This is a genomic window from Blautia sp. An249 (assembly GCF_002159835.1).
GTDB lineage: Bacteria > Bacillota > Clostridia > Lachnospirales > Lachnospiraceae > Blautia_A > Blautia_A avistercoris.
The window spans coordinates 42,322-66,232 of the sequence record NZ_NFJL01000018.1 but is presented as its reverse complement, the minus strand read 5'-3'; the positions used below and the strand labels follow the sequence as shown (position 1 = coordinate 66,232).

Annotated in this window: 21 protein-coding genes and 7 tRNA genes; 26 read left to right on the top strand and 2 right to left on the bottom strand. The window is 47.1% G+C overall.

Annotated elements, in window-relative coordinates; genetic code table 11:
• The first annotated feature begins 64 nt into the window (after positions 1 to 64).
• From B5F53_RS15120 to murD, 20 genes are all read left to right on the top strand, one after another.
• Positions 65 to 139 (top strand) — tRNA-Pro (locus tag B5F53_RS15120).
• A 34-nt stretch (positions 140 to 173) separates the two neighbouring features.
• Positions 174 to 244, top strand: a tRNA-Gly gene (locus B5F53_RS15115).
• A gap of 5 nt (positions 245 to 249) precedes the next feature.
• Positions 250 to 323, top strand: a tRNA-Arg gene (locus tag B5F53_RS15110).
• Positions 324 to 328: 5 nt separating this feature from the next.
• Positions 329 to 402: transfer RNA gene (locus B5F53_RS15105), tRNA-His, on the top strand.
• A 24-nt stretch (positions 403 to 426) separates the two neighbouring features.
• Positions 427 to 498 (top strand) — tRNA-Gln (locus tag B5F53_RS15100).
• 8 nt (positions 499 to 506) lie between these two features.
• Positions 507 to 579: transfer RNA gene (locus B5F53_RS15095), tRNA-Lys, on the top strand.
• 38 nt (positions 580 to 617) lie between these two features.
• A tRNA-Leu gene (locus B5F53_RS15090) sits at positions 618 to 698 on the top strand.
• A 119-nt stretch (positions 699 to 817) separates the two neighbouring features.
• Complete coding sequence (locus B5F53_RS15085) at positions 818 to 1,495, top strand: response regulator transcription factor (RefSeq protein WP_087224898.1); 678 nt, start codon at positions 818 to 820, stop codon at positions 1,493 to 1,495.
• Positions 1,488 to 2,417 (top strand): sensor histidine kinase, encoded by a 930-nt coding sequence (locus B5F53_RS15080; RefSeq protein WP_087224894.1) that lies wholly within the window; start codon positions 1,488 to 1,490, stop codon positions 2,415 to 2,417. Before B5F53_RS15085 ends, B5F53_RS15080 begins: the two co-directional genes overlap by 8 nt.
• 80 nt (positions 2,418 to 2,497) lie before the next feature.
• On the top strand, positions 2,498 to 3,184 hold the full coding sequence (locus B5F53_RS15075; RefSeq protein ID WP_087224891.1) for an ABC transporter ATP-binding protein: 687 nt from the start codon (positions 2,498 to 2,500) through the stop codon (positions 3,182 to 3,184).
• Positions 3,181 to 5,841 (top strand): ABC transporter permease, encoded by a 2,661-nt coding sequence (locus B5F53_RS15070; protein ID WP_087224888.1) that lies wholly within the window; start codon positions 3,181 to 3,183, stop codon positions 5,839 to 5,841. Before B5F53_RS15075 ends, B5F53_RS15070 begins: the two co-directional genes overlap by 4 nt.
• 219 nt (positions 5,842 to 6,060) lie before the next feature.
• Positions 6,061 to 6,903: an aminotransferase class IV gene (locus tag B5F53_RS15065; protein ID WP_087224885.1), complete on the top strand. Its 843-nt coding sequence runs from the start codon at positions 6,061 to 6,063 to the stop codon at positions 6,901 to 6,903.
• 24 nt (positions 6,904 to 6,927) lie between these two features.
• A complete protein-coding gene (gene pxpB, locus B5F53_RS15060) occupies positions 6,928 to 7,668 on the top strand; it encodes a 5-oxoprolinase subunit PxpB (protein WP_242970341.1) in 741 nt (246 codons plus the stop codon).
• Positions 7,659 to 8,549, top strand: coding sequence for a biotin-dependent carboxyltransferase family protein (locus tag B5F53_RS15055; protein WP_087224882.1), 891 nt, complete (start codon positions 7,659 to 7,661; stop codon positions 8,547 to 8,549). Before pxpB ends, B5F53_RS15055 begins: the two co-directional genes overlap by 10 nt.
• 10 nt (positions 8,550 to 8,559) lie before the next feature.
• The gene (locus B5F53_RS15050) at positions 8,560 to 9,345 is read left to right on the top strand and encodes a putative hydro-lyase (protein ID WP_087224879.1); all 786 of its coding nucleotides are present in this window, start codon (positions 8,560 to 8,562) and stop codon (positions 9,343 to 9,345) included.
• A gap of 21 nt (positions 9,346 to 9,366) precedes the next feature.
• Positions 9,367 to 10,146: a LamB/YcsF family protein gene (locus B5F53_RS15045; protein ID WP_087224876.1), complete on the top strand. Its 780-nt coding sequence runs from the start codon at positions 9,367 to 9,369 to the stop codon at positions 10,144 to 10,146.
• 5 nt (positions 10,147 to 10,151) lie between these two features.
• On the top strand, positions 10,152 to 11,276 hold the full coding sequence (gene alr / locus B5F53_RS15040; protein ID WP_087224873.1) for an alanine racemase: 1,125 nt from the start codon (positions 10,152 to 10,154) through the stop codon (positions 11,274 to 11,276).
• Positions 11,277 to 11,404: 128 nt separating this feature from the next.
• Positions 11,405 to 12,259 (top strand): DUF4392 domain-containing protein, encoded by an 855-nt coding sequence (locus tag B5F53_RS15035; protein ID WP_087224870.1) that lies wholly within the window; start codon positions 11,405 to 11,407, stop codon positions 12,257 to 12,259.
• 17 nt (positions 12,260 to 12,276) lie between these two features.
• Positions 12,277 to 13,644: a hypothetical protein gene (locus B5F53_RS15030; protein ID WP_087224867.1), complete on the top strand. Its 1,368-nt coding sequence runs from the start codon at positions 12,277 to 12,279 to the stop codon at positions 13,642 to 13,644.
• Positions 13,645 to 13,658: 14 nt separating this feature from the next.
• The gene (murD, locus tag B5F53_RS15025) at positions 13,659 to 15,038 is read left to right on the top strand and encodes a UDP-N-acetylmuramoyl-L-alanine--D-glutamate ligase (RefSeq protein ID WP_087224864.1); all 1,380 of its coding nucleotides are present in this window, start codon (positions 13,659 to 13,661) and stop codon (positions 15,036 to 15,038) included.
• A 66-nt stretch (positions 15,039 to 15,104) separates the two neighbouring features.
• Here murD and B5F53_RS15020 read toward each other — a convergent pair whose 3' ends face one another.
• Positions 15,105 to 15,593 carry an Lrp/AsnC family transcriptional regulator gene (locus B5F53_RS15020; protein ID WP_087224861.1) on the bottom strand — a complete coding sequence of 163 codons (489 nt, stop codon included), beginning with the start codon at positions 15,591 to 15,593 and terminating at the stop codon, positions 15,105 to 15,107.
• A 295-nt stretch (positions 15,594 to 15,888) separates the two neighbouring features.
• Between B5F53_RS15020 and B5F53_RS15015 the strand changes: the two genes are divergently transcribed.
• From B5F53_RS15015 to B5F53_RS14990, 6 genes are all read left to right on the top strand, one after another.
• On the top strand, positions 15,889 to 17,271 hold the full coding sequence (locus B5F53_RS15015; RefSeq protein ID WP_087224858.1) for an alanine/glycine:cation symporter family protein: 1,383 nt from the start codon (positions 15,889 to 15,891) through the stop codon (positions 17,269 to 17,271).
• 142 nt (positions 17,272 to 17,413) lie between these two features.
• Positions 17,414 to 19,711 (top strand): FHA domain-containing protein, encoded by a 2,298-nt coding sequence (locus B5F53_RS15010; RefSeq protein WP_087224854.1) that lies wholly within the window; start codon positions 17,414 to 17,416, stop codon positions 19,709 to 19,711.
• Positions 19,712 to 19,941: 230 nt separating this feature from the next.
• Positions 19,942 to 20,259: a PadR family transcriptional regulator gene (locus tag B5F53_RS15005; protein ID WP_087224851.1), complete on the top strand. Its 318-nt coding sequence runs from the start codon at positions 19,942 to 19,944 to the stop codon at positions 20,257 to 20,259.
• Positions 20,256 to 20,843 (top strand): DUF1700 domain-containing protein, encoded by a 588-nt coding sequence (locus tag B5F53_RS15000; RefSeq protein ID WP_242970340.1) that lies wholly within the window; start codon positions 20,256 to 20,258, stop codon positions 20,841 to 20,843. Before B5F53_RS15005 ends, B5F53_RS15000 begins: the two co-directional genes overlap by 4 nt.
• Positions 20,840 to 21,790, top strand: coding sequence for a DUF4097 family beta strand repeat-containing protein (locus B5F53_RS14995; RefSeq protein WP_087224847.1), 951 nt, complete (start codon positions 20,840 to 20,842; stop codon positions 21,788 to 21,790). Before B5F53_RS15000 ends, B5F53_RS14995 begins: the two co-directional genes overlap by 4 nt.
• Before the next feature lie 61 nt (positions 21,791 to 21,851).
• Positions 21,852 to 22,961, top strand: coding sequence for a catalase (locus B5F53_RS14990; protein ID WP_087224844.1), 1,110 nt, complete (start codon positions 21,852 to 21,854; stop codon positions 22,959 to 22,961).
• Positions 22,962 to 22,984: 23 nt separating this feature from the next.
• Here B5F53_RS14990 and B5F53_RS14985 read toward each other — a convergent pair whose 3' ends face one another.
• Entirely contained in the window at positions 22,985 to 23,842 is an 858-nt protein-coding gene (locus B5F53_RS14985; RefSeq protein WP_087224938.1) for a class I SAM-dependent methyltransferase, read from the bottom strand.
• Positions 23,843 to 23,911 lie beyond the last annotated feature (69 nt).

Here is a 23,911-nt window from a genome sequence, read left to right as displayed (position 1 = left end):
TATAATATAATATGTCTTGCGTCAAACGTGAGTAGTGACGCAAGACGGAAAATTGAAAAGTCATCGGGGTGTGGCTCAGCTTGGCTAGAGCGCCTGGTTTGGGACCAGGAGGCCGCAGGTTCGAATCCTGTCACCCCGATTGCTGTGCAGGATTTGTATAGCAGTGCTGACTTGCGGGTGTAGTTCAATGGTAGAACACCAGCCTTCCAAGCTGGATACGTGGGTTCGATTCCCATCACCCGCTTGCGTGTGTCTGTAGCTCAGCTGGATAGAGCAACGGCCTTCTAAGCCGTGGGTCGGGGGTTCGAATCCCTCCAGGCACGTTATGGTGGGTATGGCCTAGTTGGTTAGGGCGCCAGATTGTGGCTCTGGAGGTCGAGGGTTCGAGTCCCTCTATCCACCCTTAGCCGTAGGGCGAAAAGACAGTGGGCTATCGCCAAGCGGTAAGGCACAGCACTTTGACTGCTGCATTCGCTGGTTCGAATCCAGCTAGCCCAGTTATATATGGAGCATTAGCTCAGTTGGTAGAGCACTTGACTTTTAATCAAGTTGTCCGGGGTTCGAATCCCCGATGCTTCATTAGCGGAAATCTTATAAGGTTTCCGCTATTTTTACATGCGGATATGGCGGAATTGGCAGACGCGCCAGATTTAGGTTCTGGTGTCCATGACGTGCAGGTTCAAGTCCTGTTATCCGCAGACTGAAAGTGACTTCTATAAGTCAGCCAAAATCCCGGAGGCGGCATCCTCCGGGATTTTTCGATTCCCCCAAATCTGCTGAAATCACAGATAGAAGACGGAAAGGACGGGAGATTTTTATGGATCAGATTTTAATTATAGAAGATGATACGGGGTTAAACCAGGGATTGTGCAGAGCGTTGAAATCCGGGGAGCGGCAGGTATTTTCCTGCCTGAACCTGAAGACGGCACGGGAGCAGCTATTGTGCGGCAAAGTATCTCTGGTGCTGCTGGATATTAATCTGCCGGACGGAAACGGTCTGGATTTCCTGCAGGAACTGAAAACTGCCGACCCAATGCTTCCGGTTATCCTGCTTACGGCAAATGATACGGATATGGACATTGTAGCCGGACTGGAACAGGGGGCGGATGACTACATTACCAAGCCCTTTTCCCTGGCGGTCTTACGGGCCAGAGTCAATACCCAGCTGCGGAAACACGGAAGGGACGGGAGGCCAGGACCCTGGAAAAACGGCCGTTATGTGTTTGATTTTGAGAAGATGCAGTTTTGGGCGGACAGTCGGGCTGTTGAACTAAGTAAAACAGAACAGAAACTTTTGCGGCTTTTGGTGGAAAACCGGGGACGGGCCATGAGCCGCACTGCCCTGATTGACCGGATCTGGACAGACGGTGCGGAGTATGTGGATGAAAATGCTCTTTCTGTGACTGTCAAACGGCTTCGGGACAAGCTGGGAGCTCAGGAGGATATTCAGACAGTCTATGGAATTGGCTATATATGGGTGAAAGAACATGAATAACTGGATTTTTCTATTGGCGCCGGGATGCGTTTTGCTTACTGCGGCAGTGGTTTTTGTAAATTATTATCGGACAAAAAAGACAATGGACACCATTGAACAGATGCTGGAGGCAGCAGCTGAAGGCGATTATTCAGAAACAGATTTTGATGAAACACGGTTATCGGCTCTGGAAACAAAATTTGCACATTATCTTTCTTCTTCGGTTACTTCCGTTCAGAATGTAGCTGCGGAGAAGGACAAAATCAAAACTTTGATTGCAGATATTTCCCATCAGACCAAAACCCCCATTGCAAATCTTTTGTTGTACAGCGAGCTGCTTGCAGAGGAGGAAATGTCCCGAAAGATGCGGGGGTATGTGGGAACACTGCAGCAGCAGACAAAAAAACTGCAGTTTCTTATTGATTCTTTAGTAAAGCTCTCCAGACTGGAAAACGGCATTTTAAGGCTGGCTCCGAAGCAGGGACCTCTGCAGCCTGTGCTTGATAATATTTTCGCTCAGTACGGATCCAAGGCGGCGCAAAAGGGACTGGAATTACGGATTTCCGGTACCCGCAGTTCGGCCTGTTTTGATCCAAAATGGACAATGGAGGCTCTGGGAAACCTGGTGGACAATGGGCTGAAATATACGCAGGATGGAAGTGTGACCATTACTGTTTCAGAGTATGAGATGTTTGTAAGAATAGATGTGACAGACACAGGGATTGGAATTGAGGAGGGTGAGCAGCCGAAAATTTTCTCCCGGTTTTACCGGTCGGAAACGGTGCGGGAAGAAGAGGGCGTGGGAATCGGCCTCTATCTGGCCCGGGAAATCATTTCCGGTCAGGGCGGCTATATGAAGGTGGCTTCGCAGCCTGGGAAAGGTTCCTCATTCTCCGTGTTTTTGCCGAGGCAGGAGGGATTCTTACAAAACTGTCAGAATTGAGAAGCTTCCTGAAAGATTGTGGAAAGAATTATGTGAGATAATCTGTATGTAAGAAATTACGTAACAGGAGGTATTAACGTATGAATATTTTACAGGCAGAGGATCTGAAAAAGGTGTATGGTTCCGGCGAGAATGCGGTGCACGCATTGGACGGCGTGAACTTTTCCGTGGAAAAAGGTGAATTCGTAGCGGTTGTGGGAACTTCCGGTTCCGGTAAATCCACCCTGCTGCATATGCTGGGCGGGCTGGATCGGCCTACGTCGGGAAGCGTTACTGTGGACGGGAAGAAAATCTTCTCATTAAAAGACGAAGCTCTGACGATTTTCCGGCGGCGGAAAATCGGCTTTGTGTTCCAGAATTACAATCTGGTTCCTGTTCTGAATGTCTATGAAAACATCGTCCTTCCCATCCAGCTTGACGGGCATACGCCGGATGCATCTTACATTGACAGTATTGTTGAGACGCTGGGGCTTGGAAGCAAACTGGAAAACCTTCCCAACAATCTTTCCGGCGGACAGCAGCAGAGAGTGGCCATAGCCCGGGCGCTGGCCAGCAAACCGGCCATTATCCTTGCAGACGAGCCCACCGGAAATCTGGATTCCAGGACCAGCCAGGATGTATTGGGACTTTTGAAAGTCACCAGTCAGAAATATACCCAGACCATTGTAATGATTACCCACAATGAAGAGATCGCCCAGCTTGCAGACAGGATCATCCGCATTGAGGACGGCAAGATTGTGGAGCATCAGCAGGGAGGGCAGATATGAAAGTAAAAAATAAGCGCTGTATCCGAAAGATAAGCTTCAGGCAGCTGAAAGCGGCAAAAATCAGAAATCTGATTGCGGTCTTTGCTATCGCTTTGACCACACTGCTGTTTACGTCCCTGTTTACCATCGTTCTTTCTATCAATGACGGACTTCAGCAGTCTAATTTCCGCCAGTGCGGAGGCTGGAGCCATGCAAGTTTTAAATATCTGACGGAAGATCAGTTTGAAGAGCTGAAAGCAGACCCGCTGATTCGGGAATGGGGGATGCGCCGGTTCGTGGGTATGCCTTCTGAGGAGCCTTTTAACAAATCTCATGTGGAAGTGGGATATTCCGATCCCACACAGGCTCATTGGATGTACTGCGATCCCATTCAGGGACGCCTGCCGGAAGAAGGAACTAACGAAGCCGCCACAGATACAAGGATCCTGGAGTTGCTGGGAGTAACTCCCAAACTGGGAACCGAATTTACCCTGACCTTTCCGGTGGACGGAGAGACAACCACCCAGACCTTTACCCTGAGCGGCTGGTGGGAATACGATGAAGCCATTGTGGCAAACCATGTTTTAATCCCCCTGAGCCGGGCAGAGGCCATCTTTGAGGAAACGGGCCTTATTCCCGGACAGGCAAAAGACGGCATGACGGGAAGCTGGAATCTGGATGTAATGTTCAGAAATTCTCTGCATATTGAGCGTGATGTACAGCAGGTACTGGCAAATCACAACTACCAGGATACAAGCCGTACCGAAGGGGACAATTACATTTCCACAGGTGTAAACTGGGGATACAGCGGGGCGCAGTTTGTAGAAAATATGGATCCTCTTACGGTGCTGACAGTTGTCTGTATTCTGCTGCTGATTATTCTTACCGGATACCTGATTATTTATAATGTGTTCCAGATTTCAGTGGCCAATGATATTCGGTTCTATGGACTGCTGAAGACCATCGGTACAACGCCCCGGCAGTTAAAACGGCTGATTCGTTATCAGGCGCTGCTGCTTAGTCTGTTTGGCATTCCGCTGGGACTTCTGGGGGGATGGCTGGTGGGGAGTGTTTTAACTCCTTACATCATCTCGCAGCTTGACGGAATCGTCAGTGTTGTTTCTTTAAATCCTGTGATTTTTATCGGCGCGGCTGTGTTTTCCGTGCTGACAGTCCTGTTGTCCTGCCGCCGGCCGGGCAGACTGGCGGCAAAGGTTTCCCCGGTGGAGGCCGTGCGCTATACAGAAGGAAAAAACATAAAACAAAAAGCCAGAAAGTCGTCCCAGGCCCTGTCCCTGGTTTCCATGGCACGGGCAAATCTGGGCCGCAGCCGGGGAAAAACAGCAGTCACTGTCATTTCCCTGTCTCTGGCAGTGGTTCTGTTAAATCTTACCGTTACGTTTACCGGTGGATTTGACATGGATAAATACCTGCAGGACAAGGCAGTCGCTGATTTCATCCTGGCGGATGCCGCATATTTTCAGACGGGCGGGGATTTTGGCACCGATACGGCTCTGCCCCGGGAAGTGATTGAGGAAGTGAAGGCCAAGGGAGGAATCACAGAGGGCGGAAAAGTGTATGGAAAAACTTCCCCGGTACAGGAATTTATTACGGAGGACTACTACCGTCAGGCCAACCGTATGTGGCTTGGCGAGGAAGAGATAGATAATAATATCCGTTGGATGGAAAAGTCAGAGGACGGCCTTCTGGCGGAAAGCGCTCAGCTTTATGGAATGGAGCCTTTCGTTCTGGAAAAACTGAAAGTTGTGGAAGGAGATCTCTCTAAAGTGGAAGAACCCGGCAGCAGGTATCTTGCCGCTGTTCTTTCGGAAGATGATTATGGAGAACCCCACAGGAACAGTCACTGGGCGAAAGTAGGGGATACGGTTACTTTGCGGTATGTGGAGGAATATGAGTACTTTAATCCCACAACCGGAGAGGTGTACCCGGAAGAAATTGACCTGGATACGGTACCTTCCTATTCCGCACGGGCCAAGGTTTATAAAGATGTGAACTATACGGTTGCCGCACTGGTAACGGTACCAGCCTCTCTCAGTTATCGCTATTACGGCCGGGATGAGTTTATCCTGAATGATCAGACCTTTCTTCAGGACACCGGCACAGATGCGGTCATGTATTATGCCTTTGATACCACGGAAGAATCCAATTCTGAAATGGAATCTTTTCTTGCCGGGTACACAGAAAATCAGAATCCTCAGTTTGACTACGAGAGCAGAGAGACCTATGTGGCAGAATTTGAAAGTATGCGTTCCATGTTCCTTCTTCTGGGAGGAGCGCTGAGCTTCATTATAGGACTGGTAGGGGTACTGAACTTCTTCAATGCGATCCTGACGGGAATCATTACCAGGAAACGGGAATTCGCTATGCTGCAGTCCGTCGGTATGACAGGAAAACAACTGAAAACCATGCTGATGTATGAGGGATTAAGTTATTCACTGACTGCCTGCGTCCTGTCTCTGGCGCTGGCGGTTGTTCTGGGGCCGATGGCCGGTATGGCAGCCGGAACTATCTTCTGGTTCTTTACCTATCATTTTACTGTATTGCCGATTTTGCTGCTGCTGCCGATTTTCATCCTTCTGGGAATCCTGGTTCCGCTGGCAATCTACCGCTCAGTGGCCGCCACTACCATTGTAGAGCGGTTACGGGAAACGGAATGATTTTGGATATATTTCGATTATTCGCAAAAATAACGAAAAATAGCGCAAGCCTTCCTAAAAAGTATGAAAGTCCATCAGGTTATTGACAAAAAAATGCGAAGTGGATAAAATAAAAATATCAAAAGCCAAAACGACAAGGGAGTCGAAAGAGCGATACCTTTGTATGTTTTGGCTTTCTGTATGACAGGAGAACAAAAAAGCAAACGGAGGAAGAGAGTTATGAAAACATTAGGGTATTATAATGGAAAATACGGGGAACTGGATGAAATGAGCATTCCCATGAACGACCGGGTACACTGGTTCGGAGATGGTGTTTACGATGCCGGCCCTGCCAGAAATTATAAAATTTTTGCAATTGACGAACACATTGACCGTTTCTTTAACAGCGCAGGGCTGCTGAAGATTAAAATGCCTGTTACCAAAGCAGAATTAAAAGAGCTTCTTCAGGAAATGGTTAACAAGATGGATACCGGAAATTTATTCGTGTATTATCAGGTGACCAGAGGAACCGGAATCCGTAATCATGAATTTACAGAAGGACCGGGAAATCTGTGGATTATGTTAAAACCTGCGGAAATTTCAGACGGAACAACCCCCATCAAACTGACTACTGCAGAAGACACCCGCTTTTTCCACTGTAATATTAAGACACTGAATCTGATTCCTTCCGTAATGGCAGCGCAGAAAGCCAAAGAAAAGGGATGTCAGGAAACGGTATTCTACAGAGCCGGCGGCAGAGTTACCGAGTGTGCCCACAGCAACGTGCATATTATTAAGGACGGAATGCTGTATACAGCTCCCACAGATAACCTGATTCTGCCGGGTATCGCCAGAGCCCATCTGATTCGTATGTGCAAGAAGCTGGAGATTCCAGTAAGTGAAACGCCATACACACTGGATGAGCTTATGAATGCAGAAGAGGTTATCGTTACCAGCTCCAGCAATCTCTGTCTTCACGCCTGTGAAGTAGACGGAAAACCGGTGGGCGGAAAGCAGCCGGAACTGATGGAGAAAATACGAAAAGCCTTGTTAGAGGAATTCTACGAAGCAACAGCAGAATAAGGAGACAGGAAGGAAGTTATTTCAATGGGGAAAATGAAGTTTTTGCCGGCAGGAGACAGGGCAATGATTGTGGAATTCGGCAGCGAGATCGACGATGCCCTTAACAATCAGGTTCATGTTCTTGCAAAGAAGCTGGAGGAAAGTCAGATTCGGGGAGTTTTGGAGACAGTGCCCACCTTTCGTTCCCTTCTGATCTATTATGAACCGGGAGAAATTAAATTCGGACAGTTACAGGAGAAAATCAGCGCTTTTGGTGAACTGACAGCTGCGGGCAGTCAAAAGAAGAAAAGAATCTTAAAGATTCCCTGCTGTTACGGCGCCAGATTCGGTCAGGATTTAGGCTTTATGGAAAAACATACGGGGCTTACCAGGGATGAAATTATTGCCATCCACAGCTCAGTGGATTACAAAATCTATATGCTGGGATTTCTGCCCGGATTTGTTTATCTGGGAGGATTGGATAAAAGACTGGAAATGCCCAGAATGACCACACCCAGGGTGAAGATTCAGCCGGGCGCAGTGGGAATCGGAGGCAGTCAGACAGGAGTCTATCCTCTGGCGTCTCCCGGAGGCTGGCGGCTGATGGGCGGTACTCCGGTGGATTTCTACGACCCGGACAGGGAAAATCCCATTCTCTGCCAGGCAGGAGAGTACATCCGGTTCGTCCCCATTTCCATTGACGACTACTATGATATCCGCCGCGAGGTGGTAAAAGGAACTTATCAGGTTGAAGCAGTGGAGGAAGGAGGGGAACCATGTCAGTAAAAGTGAAAATTCCGGGTGCACTGACAACGGTGCAGGACGCAGGCAGATATGGCTACCAGAAATCCGGAATCTCCACCTCCGGAGTTATGGATGCGGATGCTTATGAAAAAGCCAATTACCTGGTGGGAAATGAACAGGGAGAGGCTGTGCTGGAGATGACGGTTTTCGGAGGAACTTATGAATTTACGGAAGATACGGTGGCGGCAGTAACCGGAGCCCAGATGGAACTGACACTGAATCAGCAGCAGGTTCCTTTAAACTGTCCCATACAGATTCATAAAGGAGACAGCCTGACTGTTGGAATTGCAAAGGCAGGTCTCAGAGGTTACCTGGCTGTGGCGGGAGGATTTGACGTCCCGGTAGTTATGGGAAGCCGTTCCACCAACCAGAAATGCAGACTGGGCGGCCTGGAAGGAAGAGCCCTGGCAGCAGGAGATGAACTGCCCGTTGGAAAAGGCGGCAAAACCTATCAGGAAGTAAAGGAACGCAGGACAGAGCCCAGAGAGTTTCCGGCCCTGATCACCATTCGTGTTATAGAAGGCCCCCAGGCAGAGTATTTTACAGAAAAAGGAAAGAAAGCCTTCTATTCCGAAACGTATACCATTTCTGAACAGAGCGACCGGATGGGATACCGTCTGGAAGGCCCTTCCGTAGAAAGCAAAAATGGAACGGATATTGTATCGGATGGAATTGCCCTTGGTTCCGTGCAGATTCCGCCCAGCGGAAAACCCATTGTGCTGCTGGCTGACCGGCAGACCACCGGAGGATATGCCAAGGTTGCAACTGTTTACAGCAGAGACATTCCCAGACTGGTTCAGGGAAGACCCGGGGAAAAGGTCAGATTTGTCCCAATTACATTAGAAGAAGCGCAGAAGTTTTAGGAGGAGAAAAATGGATGCTTATCATATGGAGCCTAAAGAGGTAAGAAGACGAATCCGCCGGGGGGAAATTACATCTCCCACTTCCGGTATGTGCGCCGGATATGCCCAGGCCAATCTGGTGATTTTACCGAAAGATCTGGCCTATGATTTTTTACTGTTTACCCAGAGAAATCCCAAGTCCTGTCCTGTCCTGGAAGTAAGTGACGTGGGAAGCCGGAATCTTTCTTATATTGCAGAGGATGTGGATATTGCCCGGGATATTCCCCGGTACCGCGTTTACGAAAAAGGAGTTCTCACAGGAGAATATACAGACGTGGAGAAATTCTGGAGAGAGGATTTCGTAAGCTTTTTAATCGGATGCAGTTTCTCCTTTGAATCGGAGCTGCTGGAGGCCGGTGTGCCGGTTCGCCATATTGAGGAAAACTGTAACGTTCCCATGTTTAAAACCAGTATTCCCTGTACTCCGGCAGGAATCTTCCATGGAAATATGGTAGTTTCCATGCGTCCCATTCCCTATGAGCAGGTACCGAAAGCGGTTCTGGTAACAGGGGAAATGCCCAGGGTACACGGCGCGCCGGTACACATTGGAAGTCCGGAGGCCATTGGGATTATCGATGTTGCGAAACCGGATTTCGGAGATCCGGTCACCATGAAAGAAGGGGAAGTACCGGTCTTCTGGCCATGTGGAGTTACCCCCCAGAACGTGGTGATGAATGTGAAGCCGGAACTTGTAATCACCCATGCGCCGGGCCATATGCTGATTACAGATATAAAAAATGTAGAGTTAAAATATTAGACCTGCGGGATGGAGGGACCTATGTACGTCGTAGATTTAAACTGTGATTTAGGAGAAAGTTTTGGAAATTATAAATGCGGAATGGATGAAGAAGTTCTTCCCTATATTTCTTCAGCCAATGTGGCCTGCGGATTCCATGCATCGGATCCCCTGGTAATGGAACATACGGTGCAGAAAGCCAGGGAGAATCAGGTCTGTGTGGGAGCCCATCCGGGATTCCCGGATCTGGTTGGCTTCGGAAGAAGAAATATGCAGGTATCCTTTGCAGAGGCAAAGGCAATGGTGAAGTATCAGATTGGAGCCCTGGAAGCATTTCTTCGGGCGGAGGGGATGAAACTGCAGCATGTCAAACCCCATGGAGCCATGTACAATATGGCGGCCAAAGATCCGGAACTGGCCAGAGCCATCTGCCAGGGGATTTATGAAGTGGATCCCGCCCTTGTGCTTCTGGGACAGCCGGGAAGTCAGATGTTAAAAGAAGCCCGGAAGCTGGGGCTGAAAGTGGCAAATGAAGTCTTTGCCGACCGGGCTTATGAAGAGGACGGAACCCTGGTGGCCAGGTCGAAAGCCGGTTCTATGATTACCGATGAAGAAGAGGCAGTGGCCCGGGTAATAAAAATGATTAAAGAAGGGAAAGTAACGGCCATTACCGGGAAAGAGATTGAAGTTCAGGCAGATTCCGTATGTGTTCACGGAGACGGCCCCAAGGCGCTGGCCTTTGTGAAAAAGATCCATAAAGCGCTGGAAGAAGAAGGAATTCAGATACGATCCCTGGGAGAAATCAGCAGAGGAAGGGAATAAATACCATGAGAACCAATCAGAGATGTTATGCGGATATTGATTTAAGAGCCATCGGCCACAACATTGACCAGGTAAAAGGGAAAATCCCTGAAGGTGTAAAGGTAATGGCCGTAATTAAAGCAGATGCCTACGGACATGGAGCCGTGCAGGTGGGAAAATACCTGGAAAATCAGGTGGATTACTTCGGGGTAGCAACCATTGAAGAAGCTGTGGAATTAAGAAAAAGCGGTCTGCAGCTTCCTATTCTGATTCTGGGATATACCCTGAAAGAACAGTATAAAAATGTGGTTTCCTACGGAATCACACAGACCATTTACAGCTATCAGGCCGCCTGCGCTTTAAACGAAGAAGCGCAGAAACAGCAGAAGAAGGCGGTCGTTCATATTGCCCTGGATACCGGGATGACCCGCATCGGATTCCAGACTGAGGAAGAAAGCATTGGAGAAATCCAAAAGATCAAAGAACTTCCCTGGCTGGAAGTGGAAGGAATTTTCTCCCATTTTTCCTGCGCTGATGAAAAAGATAAAACCTATGCCAACATGCAGATGGAAAAATATGACAGTTTCCTGGATCGTCTGGAAGAGGCAGGAGTGGAGATTCCCATAAAACACCTCTGCAACAGCGCGGGAATTATGGAGTTTGATCACCATCGGTACCAGATGGTGCGCTCCGGCATTATTACCTATGGACTTTATCCTTCTGAAGAAGTTGATAAAACAGCTCTGGATCTGCAGCCGGCCCTTACCTGGAAATCCCATGTGGCTCATGTGAAAACAGTGAAAGCCGGACTGGGTGTCAGCTACGGAGCCACGTTTATCACCAGGGAAAATATGAAAATTGCTACCGTGCTGGTGGGATATGCCGACGGGTATCCACGTTCCCTGTCCAATAAAGGAAGGATGCTCATTCACGGAAAATCCGTTCCCATTATCGGCCGCGTGTGCATGGATCAGGTCATGATTGATGTAACTGATGTGGAAAATGTCCAGGTGGAAGATGAAGTGACCCTGGTGGGACGGGACGGAGACGAAGTGATTCCGGTAGAAGAGCTGGCAGCTATGAGCTACAGCTTTAACTATGAATTTGTATGCGATATTAACAAGAGAGTAATTCGTAATTATCTGAAATAACAGAGAAATTAAGGACAAAAGCCGGCGCCGCCTTGAAAAATGGGCAGGGATGGATTATAATAATCCCGTCATGCAGTTTCAGACCGCGCAGGCGTCTTGTCCGCACAAATAAAGGAGTGTGGGGAAAGATGGAGACAGGAACCAGACCAATGGAGGAAACCGTGGAGGACGTGGTACTTCGTCATTCAAATCGTGGTATGAATATCCTGCGTGAATATATGGAAGAAGATTACTGCAAAAAAGCAGTAGAGAGACTTCTTTCACTGGAAAAAGGAAATGTGTTGCTGACTACCGGATTTTATGTTGCAGGACATGCGGAAACCGACGGGCCTGTGGGAACTATGGCAGTGGCAAAAGCGCTGGATAAGCTGGGTTTTCAGCCTACGATTGTAACGGATCAGTACTGCAGAGGATTTTTCGAGATTGAGAACTTAAACGTGGAATATATGGAGCTTCATGCAGGAAGCCGGGATTATGAAGAACTGTTAGAAAAATATCAGCCGGTGTGCCTGATTTCCATTGAACGATGCGGACATAATGTGGAAAATGATTATGCCAATATGAGAGGAATCAGCATTAAGAAAGAGACAGCAAGGGTGGATCGTTTATTTGAACTGGCCATGGACAGAGAGATTCCTACCTTTGGCATCGGGGACGGAGGAAATGAAATCGGGATGGGAAATCTGAAAGAGATTATCGCCGGAAAATTATCCCTGGTTCCCTGTGAAGTGGAGGTGGATGATTTAATTATTGCCACCGTATCCAATTGGGGCGCTTATGCTATGACCGCCTATATGCAGATGATGGAGAATGTTCCCGTACTTCCCAGCTATGAGGAAGTAAAAGCGTATCTGAAAGAGATTGTGAAAATGGGCAGCGTAGACGGCGTAACCAAAGAGCAGGTTCTCAGTGTAGACGGCTTTTCCCTGGAAGTGGAAAAGGAAATCCTGAATGATTTACATAAGGTAGTGGCAACTTCATAGAGAAGAAAGGAGCAGCCATGCCTTCATATCAGGAATTAAGAAAATCATATCCGGAATTTATTTATAAAAATTATAAGATAGAAGAAAACAGCGAGAGGGTACGCCTGGAATTTCAGTTTGAAATTCCGGGCTTATCCTCTTTTTCTCCGTACTGGGAATTCCCCAGGAAAAAAGGGGATACCGCAAGCTACAGCCAAAACGGAACCTTCCATAAAATGGCCTTTTCCCTGGGAATGGTAGAGCTGGTCAGCTACTGGAAACTGACCTGTTCCCCTCTGGTAAAAGTAGAAGCCTCCCGTTTGGATCAGGAACAGATTCAGTGGTGGAAGGACTTATATTTTAATGGTCTGGGAGAGTTTTATTACACCAATGGAATTGAAGAAAACATAGAAGACTTTATGGAGATTCAGTCTGCGGGAGAGGAGACGGACTATCCGGACATGCCCAAAACCGATGCGAAAGGATGTCTGATTCCTGTGGGCGGAGGGAAGGATTCTGCCGTAACCTTAAGCCTTTTAAAAGAAAGCAAACCACAGAATCACTGTTACATCATCAATCCCAGAGGGGCTACCTTAAAGACTGCAGAGCGGGCAGGCTATGGGGAAGATCAGATTGTGGCGGTGAAGAGAACCCTTCATAAAAATATGCTGGAATTAAACGCCAGAGGATTCTTAAACGGACATACCCCCTATTCTGCAATTGTGGCTTTTTCCTCCACCATTGCCGCTTATATGAACGGACTTCGCTATATTGTTTTGTCCAATGAATCCAGCGCCAATGAAAGTACGGTGGAAGGAAGTACGGTCAATCACCAGTACTCCAAAAGTTTCCGTTTTGAGAAGGCGTTCCATGATTATGAAAAGAAATATATACAGAGCAATACCTATTACTTCAGTATGCTGCGTCCTTTAAGTGAATTTCAGATTGCCCGGTATTTCTCCCGCTGCCGTCAGTTCCATGATATTTTCAGGAGCTGTAACGTGGGAAGCAAAGAGGATATCTGGTGCGGCCATTGTCCCAAGTGCCTGTTTGTCTGTCTGATTCTTTCACCCTTTCTGGAGAGGGAGGAAATCTGTACGATTTTTGGGTGCGATATGTTAAATGACGGAAATATGCAGAAGTATTTCGATCAATTGATCGGACTGGAGAAGGAGAAACCCTTTGAATGCGTGGGAAGCCGCGATGAGATCAATGCCGCGGTTCTGCTGACCATAGAGAAACTGGAAAAAGAGAAAAAAGAGCTCCCCCTTCTGCTGAAACACTATCAAGAGACTGGCCTGTATGAGAAGAATTATCCTTACAGAAATCAGTTTTTTACCTATTACGACGAGAGCCATCTGCTTCCGGAAGAGTTTTTGGACATTCTGAAAAAGGAATGTTATTAGAAAGGGGTAAGGACATGCAGAAGTTGATAAGAGAAACCATAGAAGGACAGAGAGTTCTGATTCTGGGATTCGGAAGAGAGGGGAAGTCCACTCTGCGGATGATTGAAAAAGTGGGCGGCTATCAGTCCCTTGCAGTAGCGGATCAGAAACCGCTGCAGATCGATACCCTCTTTTATCCGGAGGATATGGAAGTCATTTATGGAGAGACTTATCAGGATTATCTCAATGAGTTTGACGTAGTATTTAAAAGCCCGGGAATTGTTTTAAAACAGGATCCCGGAGAGTATACCTGCCGGATCGTCTCGCAGACGGAACTGTTTCTGAAACGATTCGGAAAACAGACGGTGGGAATCACAGGGACAAAGGGAAAAAGTACTGTTACCACCCTTTTGCATCACATTCTCTGTAAAGCAGGAAAAAAGGCGATCCTTGCAGGAAACATCGGGATTCCTGTCTTTGATATTGTGGATCAGATTGGGGAAGAGACACCGGTGGTTCTGGAGCTTTCCTGCCATCAGTTGGAATATGCCTCTGTTTCTCCTCGTACGGCAGTCCTTTTGAATCTGTATGAGGAACATCTGGATCATTATAAGACCCTGGAGCGTTATATTGCTGCCAAGCAGAATATCTATGCAAATCAGAAAGCCGGCGATACCTTATTCTGCAATGAGGAAATTCTTCCTGGAAAGCCCGTTCTGGGACTGGAAGGAGAAACGGCCTGTCGGAGATGCCAGGGAGAGGTGATCTCTGTGGGACTAGACAGCAGCAGCGCCCGGATACAGATAAACGGATGCAGGGTTACATGTGAGAATCATGTGTTCCAGATACCGGAAGAGGAAATTTCTCTGGTAGGACAGCATAATTACTTTGACATTGGAGTTGTCTATGGAATCTGCAGAGAAATTTTCCGGATACCGGACGAAGAGTTTTCTCAGGCCCTGAAGACCTATAAACCCCTTCCTCACCGGATGGAATATGTGGGAACCATAGACGGCGTCCGCTATTACGACGACTCCATTTCCACCATCTGCGAAACTACAATACAGGCCTTAAGCAGTATTCCCAAAGTAGACGCAGTGCTGATAGGAGGGATGGACCGGGGGATTGACTATGGTCCTCTGGAAGAGTATTTATCGTCCTCTCAGGTGAAGTTCATTATATTAATGGCAGAAACGGGAAAAAGGATTTATCAGGAAATTATGGAAAAAAATACCAGCTTCAGAAAAAAAGAACGGCTTATCCGGAGGGACACTCTGGAAGAAGCCGTGGCGTATGCGAAAGAAGTCTGTCACCCCGGAAGCTGCTGCGTATTGTCGCCTGCAGCGGCCAGCTATGGAATCTTCAGAAATTTTGAAGAGCGGGGCGATGTGTTTAAAAAACTGGTGAAAGAATAGTATAAAAATACAGGGTGTTACCGTTTGCAGAGCAAAGGTAACACCTTAAGTATGTTTGTAAGTTCTTCATTCCTTCGGATTCGTATCTGTAATATCATTCATTTCATCTAAAATCGGTAAGGAAGTGTAAATGTTTTTAATGGTACGCAGCACATAATGGGTTTTTGTCTGCCGAATCCCGGGCTGATTTTTCAACTGCCGGTGAATCTGCTCCAGATGTTCGGAAGACTGGCAGTTAATCTTTAAAAGAAAATCAAACTCTCCTGTAAGGTAATAACAGGAAATAATAAAAGGATTTTCCTGTATGTGCTTGATAAAAGATTCGTTGTAACTGGGGTGCTCCAGACTGATCTCCATAAGGACTGTTACATCATTGCCGATTTTAGATTCATCCGTAATCACTGTATAGGATTTAATAATTCCGGAAGCTTCCAGTTTTCGGATACGTTCAATGACTGTGGAAACAGAAAGATGAATCTCCTTGCTAATGTCGGAGGCTTTTTTACGGGCGTTTTGTTTCAGCTTTTTCAGAATTTGGTAATCTAGTAAGTCCATGTAACATCTCTCCTTTTTATTTCCTTTATTTTATCATAAACAAGAAGAAAAATGCAAAAAAAATAGAAAAAAGTAGTTGACAGTCTGCCTCACGTTTAAGTGAAAATAATTATGTGATTTCTACTTGAAATATGATTAATTATGTTGTATAATTTTTTTATTCATTTAAATCAATAAGCACAAGTACAAAGGCGTATCATAATCTTATGGTGCGCCTTTCTCTTTACCTGGGTGTCTTCATGGTGCTTACAAAAGTGTTTCAGGTAAAGAAAACAGATGCGGGAGGGAGAAAAAGATGTTTGACGCAATTAATTCATTTGTAACTACGGTAAATGGTTACGTATGGGGATGGGGGATGATTCTGCTGCTGCTTGGAACCCATGTCTTTATGACCATACGAACCAAAGGAATTCAGAGAAAGCTCTTTAAAGGTATCCGTCTTTCTTTTCAGAAAGATCCGGATGCAGAAGGAGAGGTCAGTCAGTTCGGAGCTCTGACTACAGCTCTGGCGGCCACCATTGGAACCGGTAATATTATCGGCGTAGGAACAGCCATCGCCATGGGTGGACCGGGAGCCGTTTTATGGTGCTGGCTGACGGGTGTTTTCGGTATTGCAACTAAGTACAGCGAATCACTGATCGCAGTTAAATACAGAGTGAAGACCAAAGACGGACGGATGCAGGGCGGCGCCATGTATGCCCTGGAACGCGGACTTCATATGAAATGGCTGGCAATTTTATTTGCTGTTTTCGGCGGAGTTGCCTCTTTCGGTATCGGTTGTGCCACACAGGTCAACGCTATTGCCACCGTATGTGAAGAAAATCTGAATATTCCGAACGTAGTGGTAGGCGTTGTAGTAGGACTGCTGACAGCAGTGGTTATTTTCGGCGGTATCCGTTCCATCGCAAATGTATGTGAGAAATTAGTTCCGTTTATGGCAATCTTCTATGTACTGGGATGTATCATTATTCTTGGTATTAATTATGACTTTATTATTCCTGCTTTAAAGACAATTGTTGTTATGGCCTTTAAGCCAGGCGCTGCCGCAGGCGGTCTGGTTGGTTCCGGTATTATGATGGCTATGCGTTTCGGTGTGGCAAGAGGACTGTTTTCCAACGAATCCGGTATGGGTTCTGCTCCTATCGCCGCTGCTGCAGCACAGACCAGAAACCCGGTTCGTCAGGCGCTGGTTTCCAGTACAGGAACTTTCTGGGATACGGTAGTTGTATGCGCCATGACAGGACTGGTATTGGTTACAAGTATTATGAAAAACCCGTCCATTGATATGGGCTCTGTATCTGACGGAGGCGTGCTGACTTCTCTGGCCTTTTCACAGATTCCCTATCTGGGACCGGTAATCCTGGTAATGGGTATGATTTCCTTCGCTTATTCCACCATTCTCGGCTGGGCTTATTACGGAGAGAGATGTGTAGAATATTTCTCAGGGAAGAAAGGGCTGATTCCTTACCGGATTTTATACGTACTTGTAGCAGTGATTGCGCCGGTGGTTTCCCTGAACCTGGTATGGCTGATTGCAGATACCTTAAACGCCTTAATGGCCATTCCGAACTTAATTGCCGTGCTTTTGTTATCCAATGTAATTGTTAAGGAGACCAATAAGTACATCAATAATCTGGACGCCAGGGACGATACAGAGATTCCGACCATAGAAAAATAACTGCCATAGAGCAGAGAGAACAGAAAGTCCGCCTGCAAAGCCGTAAGATGGCTTTTGGGCGGGCTTTTTCCTTGCGCTTGTTTCGGGGAGAGGGTATAATAAAAAAGAATTGCAACGAGAAAAAACAGATGGGGTGGAGAGTATGGAGAAACAGCCTTCGTTTCACATTTATATCTTTGACGGTGCGGAACTGCCGCAGAAAGTGGATTTGAAAAGTTTTCACAGGCCGTTCGTGTCTTTTGGAAGAGGCCAGGACAATGATATTGTGTTAAAGTCCAAATATGTGTCTAAACATCACGGAAGGCTTCATTTGGTAGAGGACCAGATTGTAATTGAGGATACCAACAGTTCCAACGGAACTTTTTTAAATGGAATCAAAGTAAGAGAAAGCATTTTCCGCAGCGGAGATATTCTGCGGATCGACGATATGCAGCAGGGAAAGCGGGACGGTGTTTTAATTATCCGGGACGTTCAGGATTCTATGCTTAGCTGGCAGTGCATTGACATGAGCAAGTTAAATGCCATCCGGATCGGAAGGGAGAAAAGCTGTGAGATCTGCCTTCCCCATATGGGGGTTTCCAAATATCATGCAGTTATTTCCCGCAGTGGGAACCAGTATCAGTTAGAGGACTGTCACAGTACCAACGGAACCTTTCTGAACGGTCATCCAGTCAGGGGAAAGGTGACTCTTGGGGAAAAAGACATCCTCATGATTACCAACAGCAAACTGATTTTTACCAATGGGAGAATTTATTTCTGCAGTTACCGGAGCGGTATCGGTGTAGATGCCCTTCATGTGGTCAAAACGGTTAAGAACCAGGGGAAAACATTTAATATCTGTAATGATGTTACCTTATCCATAGAGCCGGGCGAACTGGTGGCGATTATCGGAGGATCCGGCGCAGGAAAAACTACTTTTATGAATGCCATCAGCGGTTACAGCCAGCCCACCGGCGGCCGGGTATTAATTAATGGAGAAGAACTTTATGAAACCTATGACGCTCTGAAAAATATTATCGGATATGTCCCCCAGCAGGATATTGTTTACGATAATCTGACCCTGTTTTCCATGTTGGAATATGCGGCCAAGCTGCGCCTGCCCGATGATACCACCCAGCAGGAACGTCAGGCCAGAGTTCAGCAGGTTATTGATACGGTAGAGCTGACAGGGAAGGAGCAGACCATGATACGCCGTCTCTCCGGAGGTCAGAAGAAAAGAGCCAGTATAGCGGTGGAACTGTTATCAGATCCCAACCTGTTTTTCCTGGATGAACCGGCCTCCGGCCTGGATCCGGGAACGGAACGAAACTTGATGCAGACGCTGAAAAACATGACCTATTCGGGAAAAACGGTTATTTTAGTCACGCACAGTACTTTGAATCTGCAGGTCTGCGATAAGATTATCTTTATGGGAAGAGGCGGAAATCTGTGTTTCTTCGGCAGTGACCGGGAGGCAAAACAGTTCTTCCAGGTGGATAATCTGGTGGACGTGTACAATATGATAACGGAAGAACCGGAAAAATGGCGGAGAAAATACGATGAAATGGTTCGCAGGAACGGGGAGCAGCCTTCGGGACGAAATGGGGGAGACTTCGGAGGCAAGACCCGCAACAAGCACAGTTCCTTCCGTCAGATGGGCGTTTTAAGCAGCCGGTATTTCCATCTGATGATTAACGACAGACAGAGGCTGATGATGCTGATGCTGCAGGCCCCGATCCTGGCCTTTCTGATTTCTCTGGTAAAAGACGGAAATCAGTTTGAGTATTACGGGACAACCAAATCTCTTCTGTTCGCTCTGTCCTGTTCTGCTTTCTGGGTGGGTATCTTAAACGCCATTCAGGAAGTGTGTAAAGAGCGCAATATACTGAGAAGGGAATATATGACGGGACTTCATCTGGGGCCGTATATTTTATCCAAATTCCTGATTCTGGGCGGGATGTGTCTGGTACAGAGCTTTTTGCTGTCAGGAGTCTTCGCTCTGCTGGTGGGAATGCCGGAAGAGGGGCTTTTATTCCCTGCTTATCTGGAGTTGTTTTTGACCACGTTTTTGACAGCGTTTTCCGCGGCGGCGATGGGTATTTTTGCCTCCTCCTTATTTAAAAACCCGGATCGGGCCATGACAGTTGCCCCTATTTTGCTGATGCCCCAGATTCTGTTTTCCGGTCTTTTATTTGAACTGAGCGGAGCAACCAAGATTATTTCCTGGTTTGCCATCTGCCGCTGGTCCATGGAGGCCTACGGAAGCAGCGCCAATTTAAACGACCTGACTTACATTGTGGAAATGAATGGGAAAGAGACGGAAGTGGTACGGGAAGCAGAAGAATTTTTTGAATATACCAAAGGACATCTGGGAAAAGACTGGCTGCTGATGCTGGCCTTTGTACTGGTTTTCGGTATTTTAAGCGGAATTGTGCTGAGAAATATAAAGAAAAAAGAATAGTAAGAAGAGAAATAGCTGTGGGAGAAACCCTGCAGCTATTTTTATGCAATAGGATCTGCATCTGGCGCGCGAAGAGTACAAGTCCCTCATGAGTGAGGGATATAAGGAGTTGAAGAGGACTTGTACTCTTTGTACAACTTTATATATGAAAAAATTAAATATATGTATTGAAAATATATATTATATGATATATAATATATCAAAAGATGATATATGAAAGGAGGATAATAATGGTTTTTACGTTAAATGCCGGGATGTATGATTTTTTAGTTTTGTCGATTTTGAGGCAGCAGGAAGCCTACGGCTATCAGATTAGCCAGACCATTAAAAAGGTATCTAATATGAAGGACTCTGCGCTCTATCCGGTGCTGCACCGTCTGTTGGAGAAAGAACTGGTAACCGCCTATGATCAGCAGTTCCAGGGAAGGAACCGGAAGTACTATAAAATTACTGCAAAGGGGCTTGCCCAGTGGGAACTGCTGAAAGAAGAGTGGGAGCTTTATACCGAAGAGATTGAGAAGATAGTGAATGGAGGGAATGAATCGTGAGAAAAGAAGAATATATGAAGTGTCTTGCGAAAAGACTGAAAAAGCTCCCTAAAAGGGATTTTGATATGGCCATGGAGTATTTTGAAGAATATTTCCAAGAAGCCGGACCGGACAGGGAAGAACAGGCGATTCTGGATCTGGGGACGCCGGAAGAAGCAGCTTCCCAGATTATTGTAGATATTGCCGCCCGCAATGGGCAGGAGAAGGGGCAAAAGAGTCTTCAGAGAGGATTTTCTGCCGTCTGGGTGGGAATTTTAGCTGTACTGGCAGCTCCTGTGGGAATCCCTCTGGCCGCCAGTTCCATCGTCCTGGCCGTATGCCTGGGCGCATCTGCACTTTTGATTTTAATTTCTGTGATTTTAAGCGTTATCTGTGTAACAGCCGCTTCCATCATAGGGGTAGGCGTTGGCATCTATGGAATGTTTCTCTCACCGGCAGACGGAATTACCATTCTGGGCCTGAGCCTTATGCTGGCCGGAATTTCAGCATTTGCTGTGTGGCTGATTGTAAAGCTGATAAATCTGGTATTGCGGGGACTTACCCGTATGTTTGGAAAAATTATTAAGAAGGAGGCAGGGAAATGATAAAGAATAAAAATAAAATTTTTCTGTGCAGCGCGGCAGGATGTATTCTGGCAGGTGCAGTTTTATTCGGAGCCGGAATTTCCATGGGAGGAAACCCCCAGTTTAGCCTGACGGGAAGCGGTCTGCATCTGAAAAACCTGGAAGAGGAAGGGCAGAAGTATGAGCTTTCCAAAACTTCCATTGATCCGGTATCTGAGATTTCTCTTAAAGTGGATATGGCGGATGTGGAATTTCTGGCCTCAGAGGATCAGAATTGTTATGTGGAGTATTCCCTTTATGGCAATACCCAGAAGCCGGAGTTTCAGGCAGAAGGGGGACGTCTGGTAATAGAGGAAAAACCGGAAAAAGGGGTTCAGGGCTTTCAGTTCGGATTTCTGGGAGATTTCCAGGAAGAGAAATATTATGTGAAGATCTATCTTCCGGAGAAAGTGCAGCCGGAGAAAGTGGAAGTAGACAATGAAAATGGAAATGTTTCCATTAAGAACCTGGAAGCAGATTCCTGTACAGTAAAGGCAGATTACGGTGATATTTTCCTGGAACAGTACACAGGAAAGCAGTTAAGTGTGGAGGCGGACGCGGGAGACATACGGGCAGGAGAGATTGAAGCAGAAGAGGCAGAACTTCTCAGTGACTACGGTGATGTGGAAATAGAGAGCTTCCAGGGAGAGAAAGGGAATGTAGAACTGGAATCCGGGGAACTGAGGATAAAAAAGGCAGACATGAAGAACCTGGAGATCAAAAGCGACTACGGGGATGTGACGCTGGGAAGCAGTTATGACTGGGAAACTTATGATTTGGATTTGTATACCGATTACGGAGAGATTCAGTTAAAAGGCTATGAAGTGGCAAAGGAGTGGGAACAGAAACTGAAAATTGAGAAAGGGCGCGGGAAATCCCTGAAGATTACCTGCGACAGTGGAGATATTACTTTAGAGGAGAAAGAATAACACGTCTTTTTTTCTTCCGGAAGGCATAGGATAGGACAAGTAAATCTTGAAGGAAGAAAATATGAAAGAGTGGCAGATTCGACAGAAGAGAGAAAGGAAAAGGCAGTTCTTCCAAAAAGGGTATGGAGCATTCGGGCATTTTCAGACGCTTTGTTCCATGAGCCCTTATACGAGGGCCTGCCTTTTTCAAAAAGAGGGAAGACAGACGCCGGCCTTTCTGAGAGTCTCCCTGGCGTTCGGAGAATGGGGAACCCCGGATACGGCCAGAAATCTGCGGGGATTTGCAGTGAAATTCCAGACGGACGGAGGTATTTATGATTTGCTTTGTCAGAGCCTGCCTGTGGCGCCGGCCAACAGCCGAAAGGAGAGGAAGGCGGTATACCAGACATTTTCCCGGGATCCGGCGACTGGCCTTGGCTCTCCCGGAAAGTTCTGGGAGCTGGCCGGAGAAGATCCGGGACTGCTGGGATTTGGAATGGCTTATTTTTCCAATCAGGGAACCCCTTACGGATTTATAAATATGAAAAGCTATGGGGTGCAGACCCAGATATGGGAAAACTGGGAGAAAGAACGGTTTCTGGTGCGGTATCACTGGATTCCCCGGGCAGGAGAGAGGCTGTCCACCAGAGAAGAGGCTCTCCTTCGCGCAGGTTTAAATCCGGATGCAGCCGGAGAGGAGCTGTATGGGACTCTGAGCAAAGGAGAACAGGTCAGCTACAATCTTTTCATTCAGATTATGCCTCACGCAAACGGAAATTATCTTCCTTTTCACCCCTTTGATTCTACAAAAACATGGCCGAAGGAGACATTTCCCCTGCGGCTTGTGGGCAGGCTGAATCTGGAGGAAAATCCTGAAAATATGTCAGTAGAAGTGGAACCGGCAGAATTTTCCGGGGAGAATCGGATTGACGGGATTTTGCCAAAACAGCAGGCAGAGTTCCGGTCGGATCGGGAGCAGAGTTTCCGGCAGATCAGAAGATTTCTGGAAGAGCTTTCCCTGTCGGAAAAGAGAAATCTCACAGATAATCTGGCTGTGGAGTTAAATAAGCTGGAGGATGAACTGAGAGAAGAGACGATCCGAAACTTTCGCCTTGCAGATTCGGAACTGGGAGAGAAATTAGAGGGAAGAGTGCAGTGGTACCAGAAAAATGTTACCGGAGAGAGAATCTGAGGCGGGACAAAGCCCGCCCCGGATTATTTTTCCCAGCGGCCCGAAGCCCCGCAGGGGAGGATCAGTCCGCTTTGGGAGACAGGAAGTCCGATTTCCTGAGCCTCCACATGTCCGCCAAAGTTTTTCAGCTCCGTGGAGAGCATATAGGTCAGGACCGAGGGAGCCAGTCCCGTGGTGTAAGAATTTACCAGGAAAAACAGAGGATCCCTGCTGAGAAGTCTGGTGCAGAGCCGGATAAAAGGATAGATGGAATCTTCGATTTTCCAGATCTCGCCTTTCGGACCCCGGCCGTAAGAAGGGGGATCCATAATAATGGCGTCATAGTGATTCCCTCTGCGGATTTCCCGCTCCACAAATTTTACGCAGTCATCCACCAGCCAGCGGACAGGCGCTTCTTTTAATCCGGAAGCGGCGGCGTTTTCCTTTGCCCAGGTCACCATTCCCCTGGAGGCGTCCACATGAGTGACAGAGGCGCCGGCAGCGGCAGCGGCCAGGGTAGCCCCGCCTGTGTAGGCAAAAAGGTTTAACACTTTCACAGGTCTTTGAGCCTGACGGATTTTCTGACCAAACCAGTCCCAGTTGACTGCCTGCTCCGGGAAAAGACCGGTGTGCTTAAAGCTGAAAGGCTTTAAATGAAAGGTTAATTCTTTATAATGAATCGTCCACTGTTCCGGGAGGCTGAAGAATTCCCATTCACCGCCTCCTTTTTTGCTGCGGTGATAATGTCCGTCCGGCTTTCTCCATCCTCTGTGTTCTCTGGGGGTATCCCAGATGACCTGGGGATCCGGACGGATTAACAGATAATCTCCCCAGCGTTCCAGTTTTTCTCCTTTCGATGTATCAATAACTTCGTAATCTTTCCAACCATCTGCAATCCACATAGACAGCAATCCTTTCTGTAAATATATAAAAATAGCGTTCTTACCCATGGAAAAGGGCAGTTTCTCTTA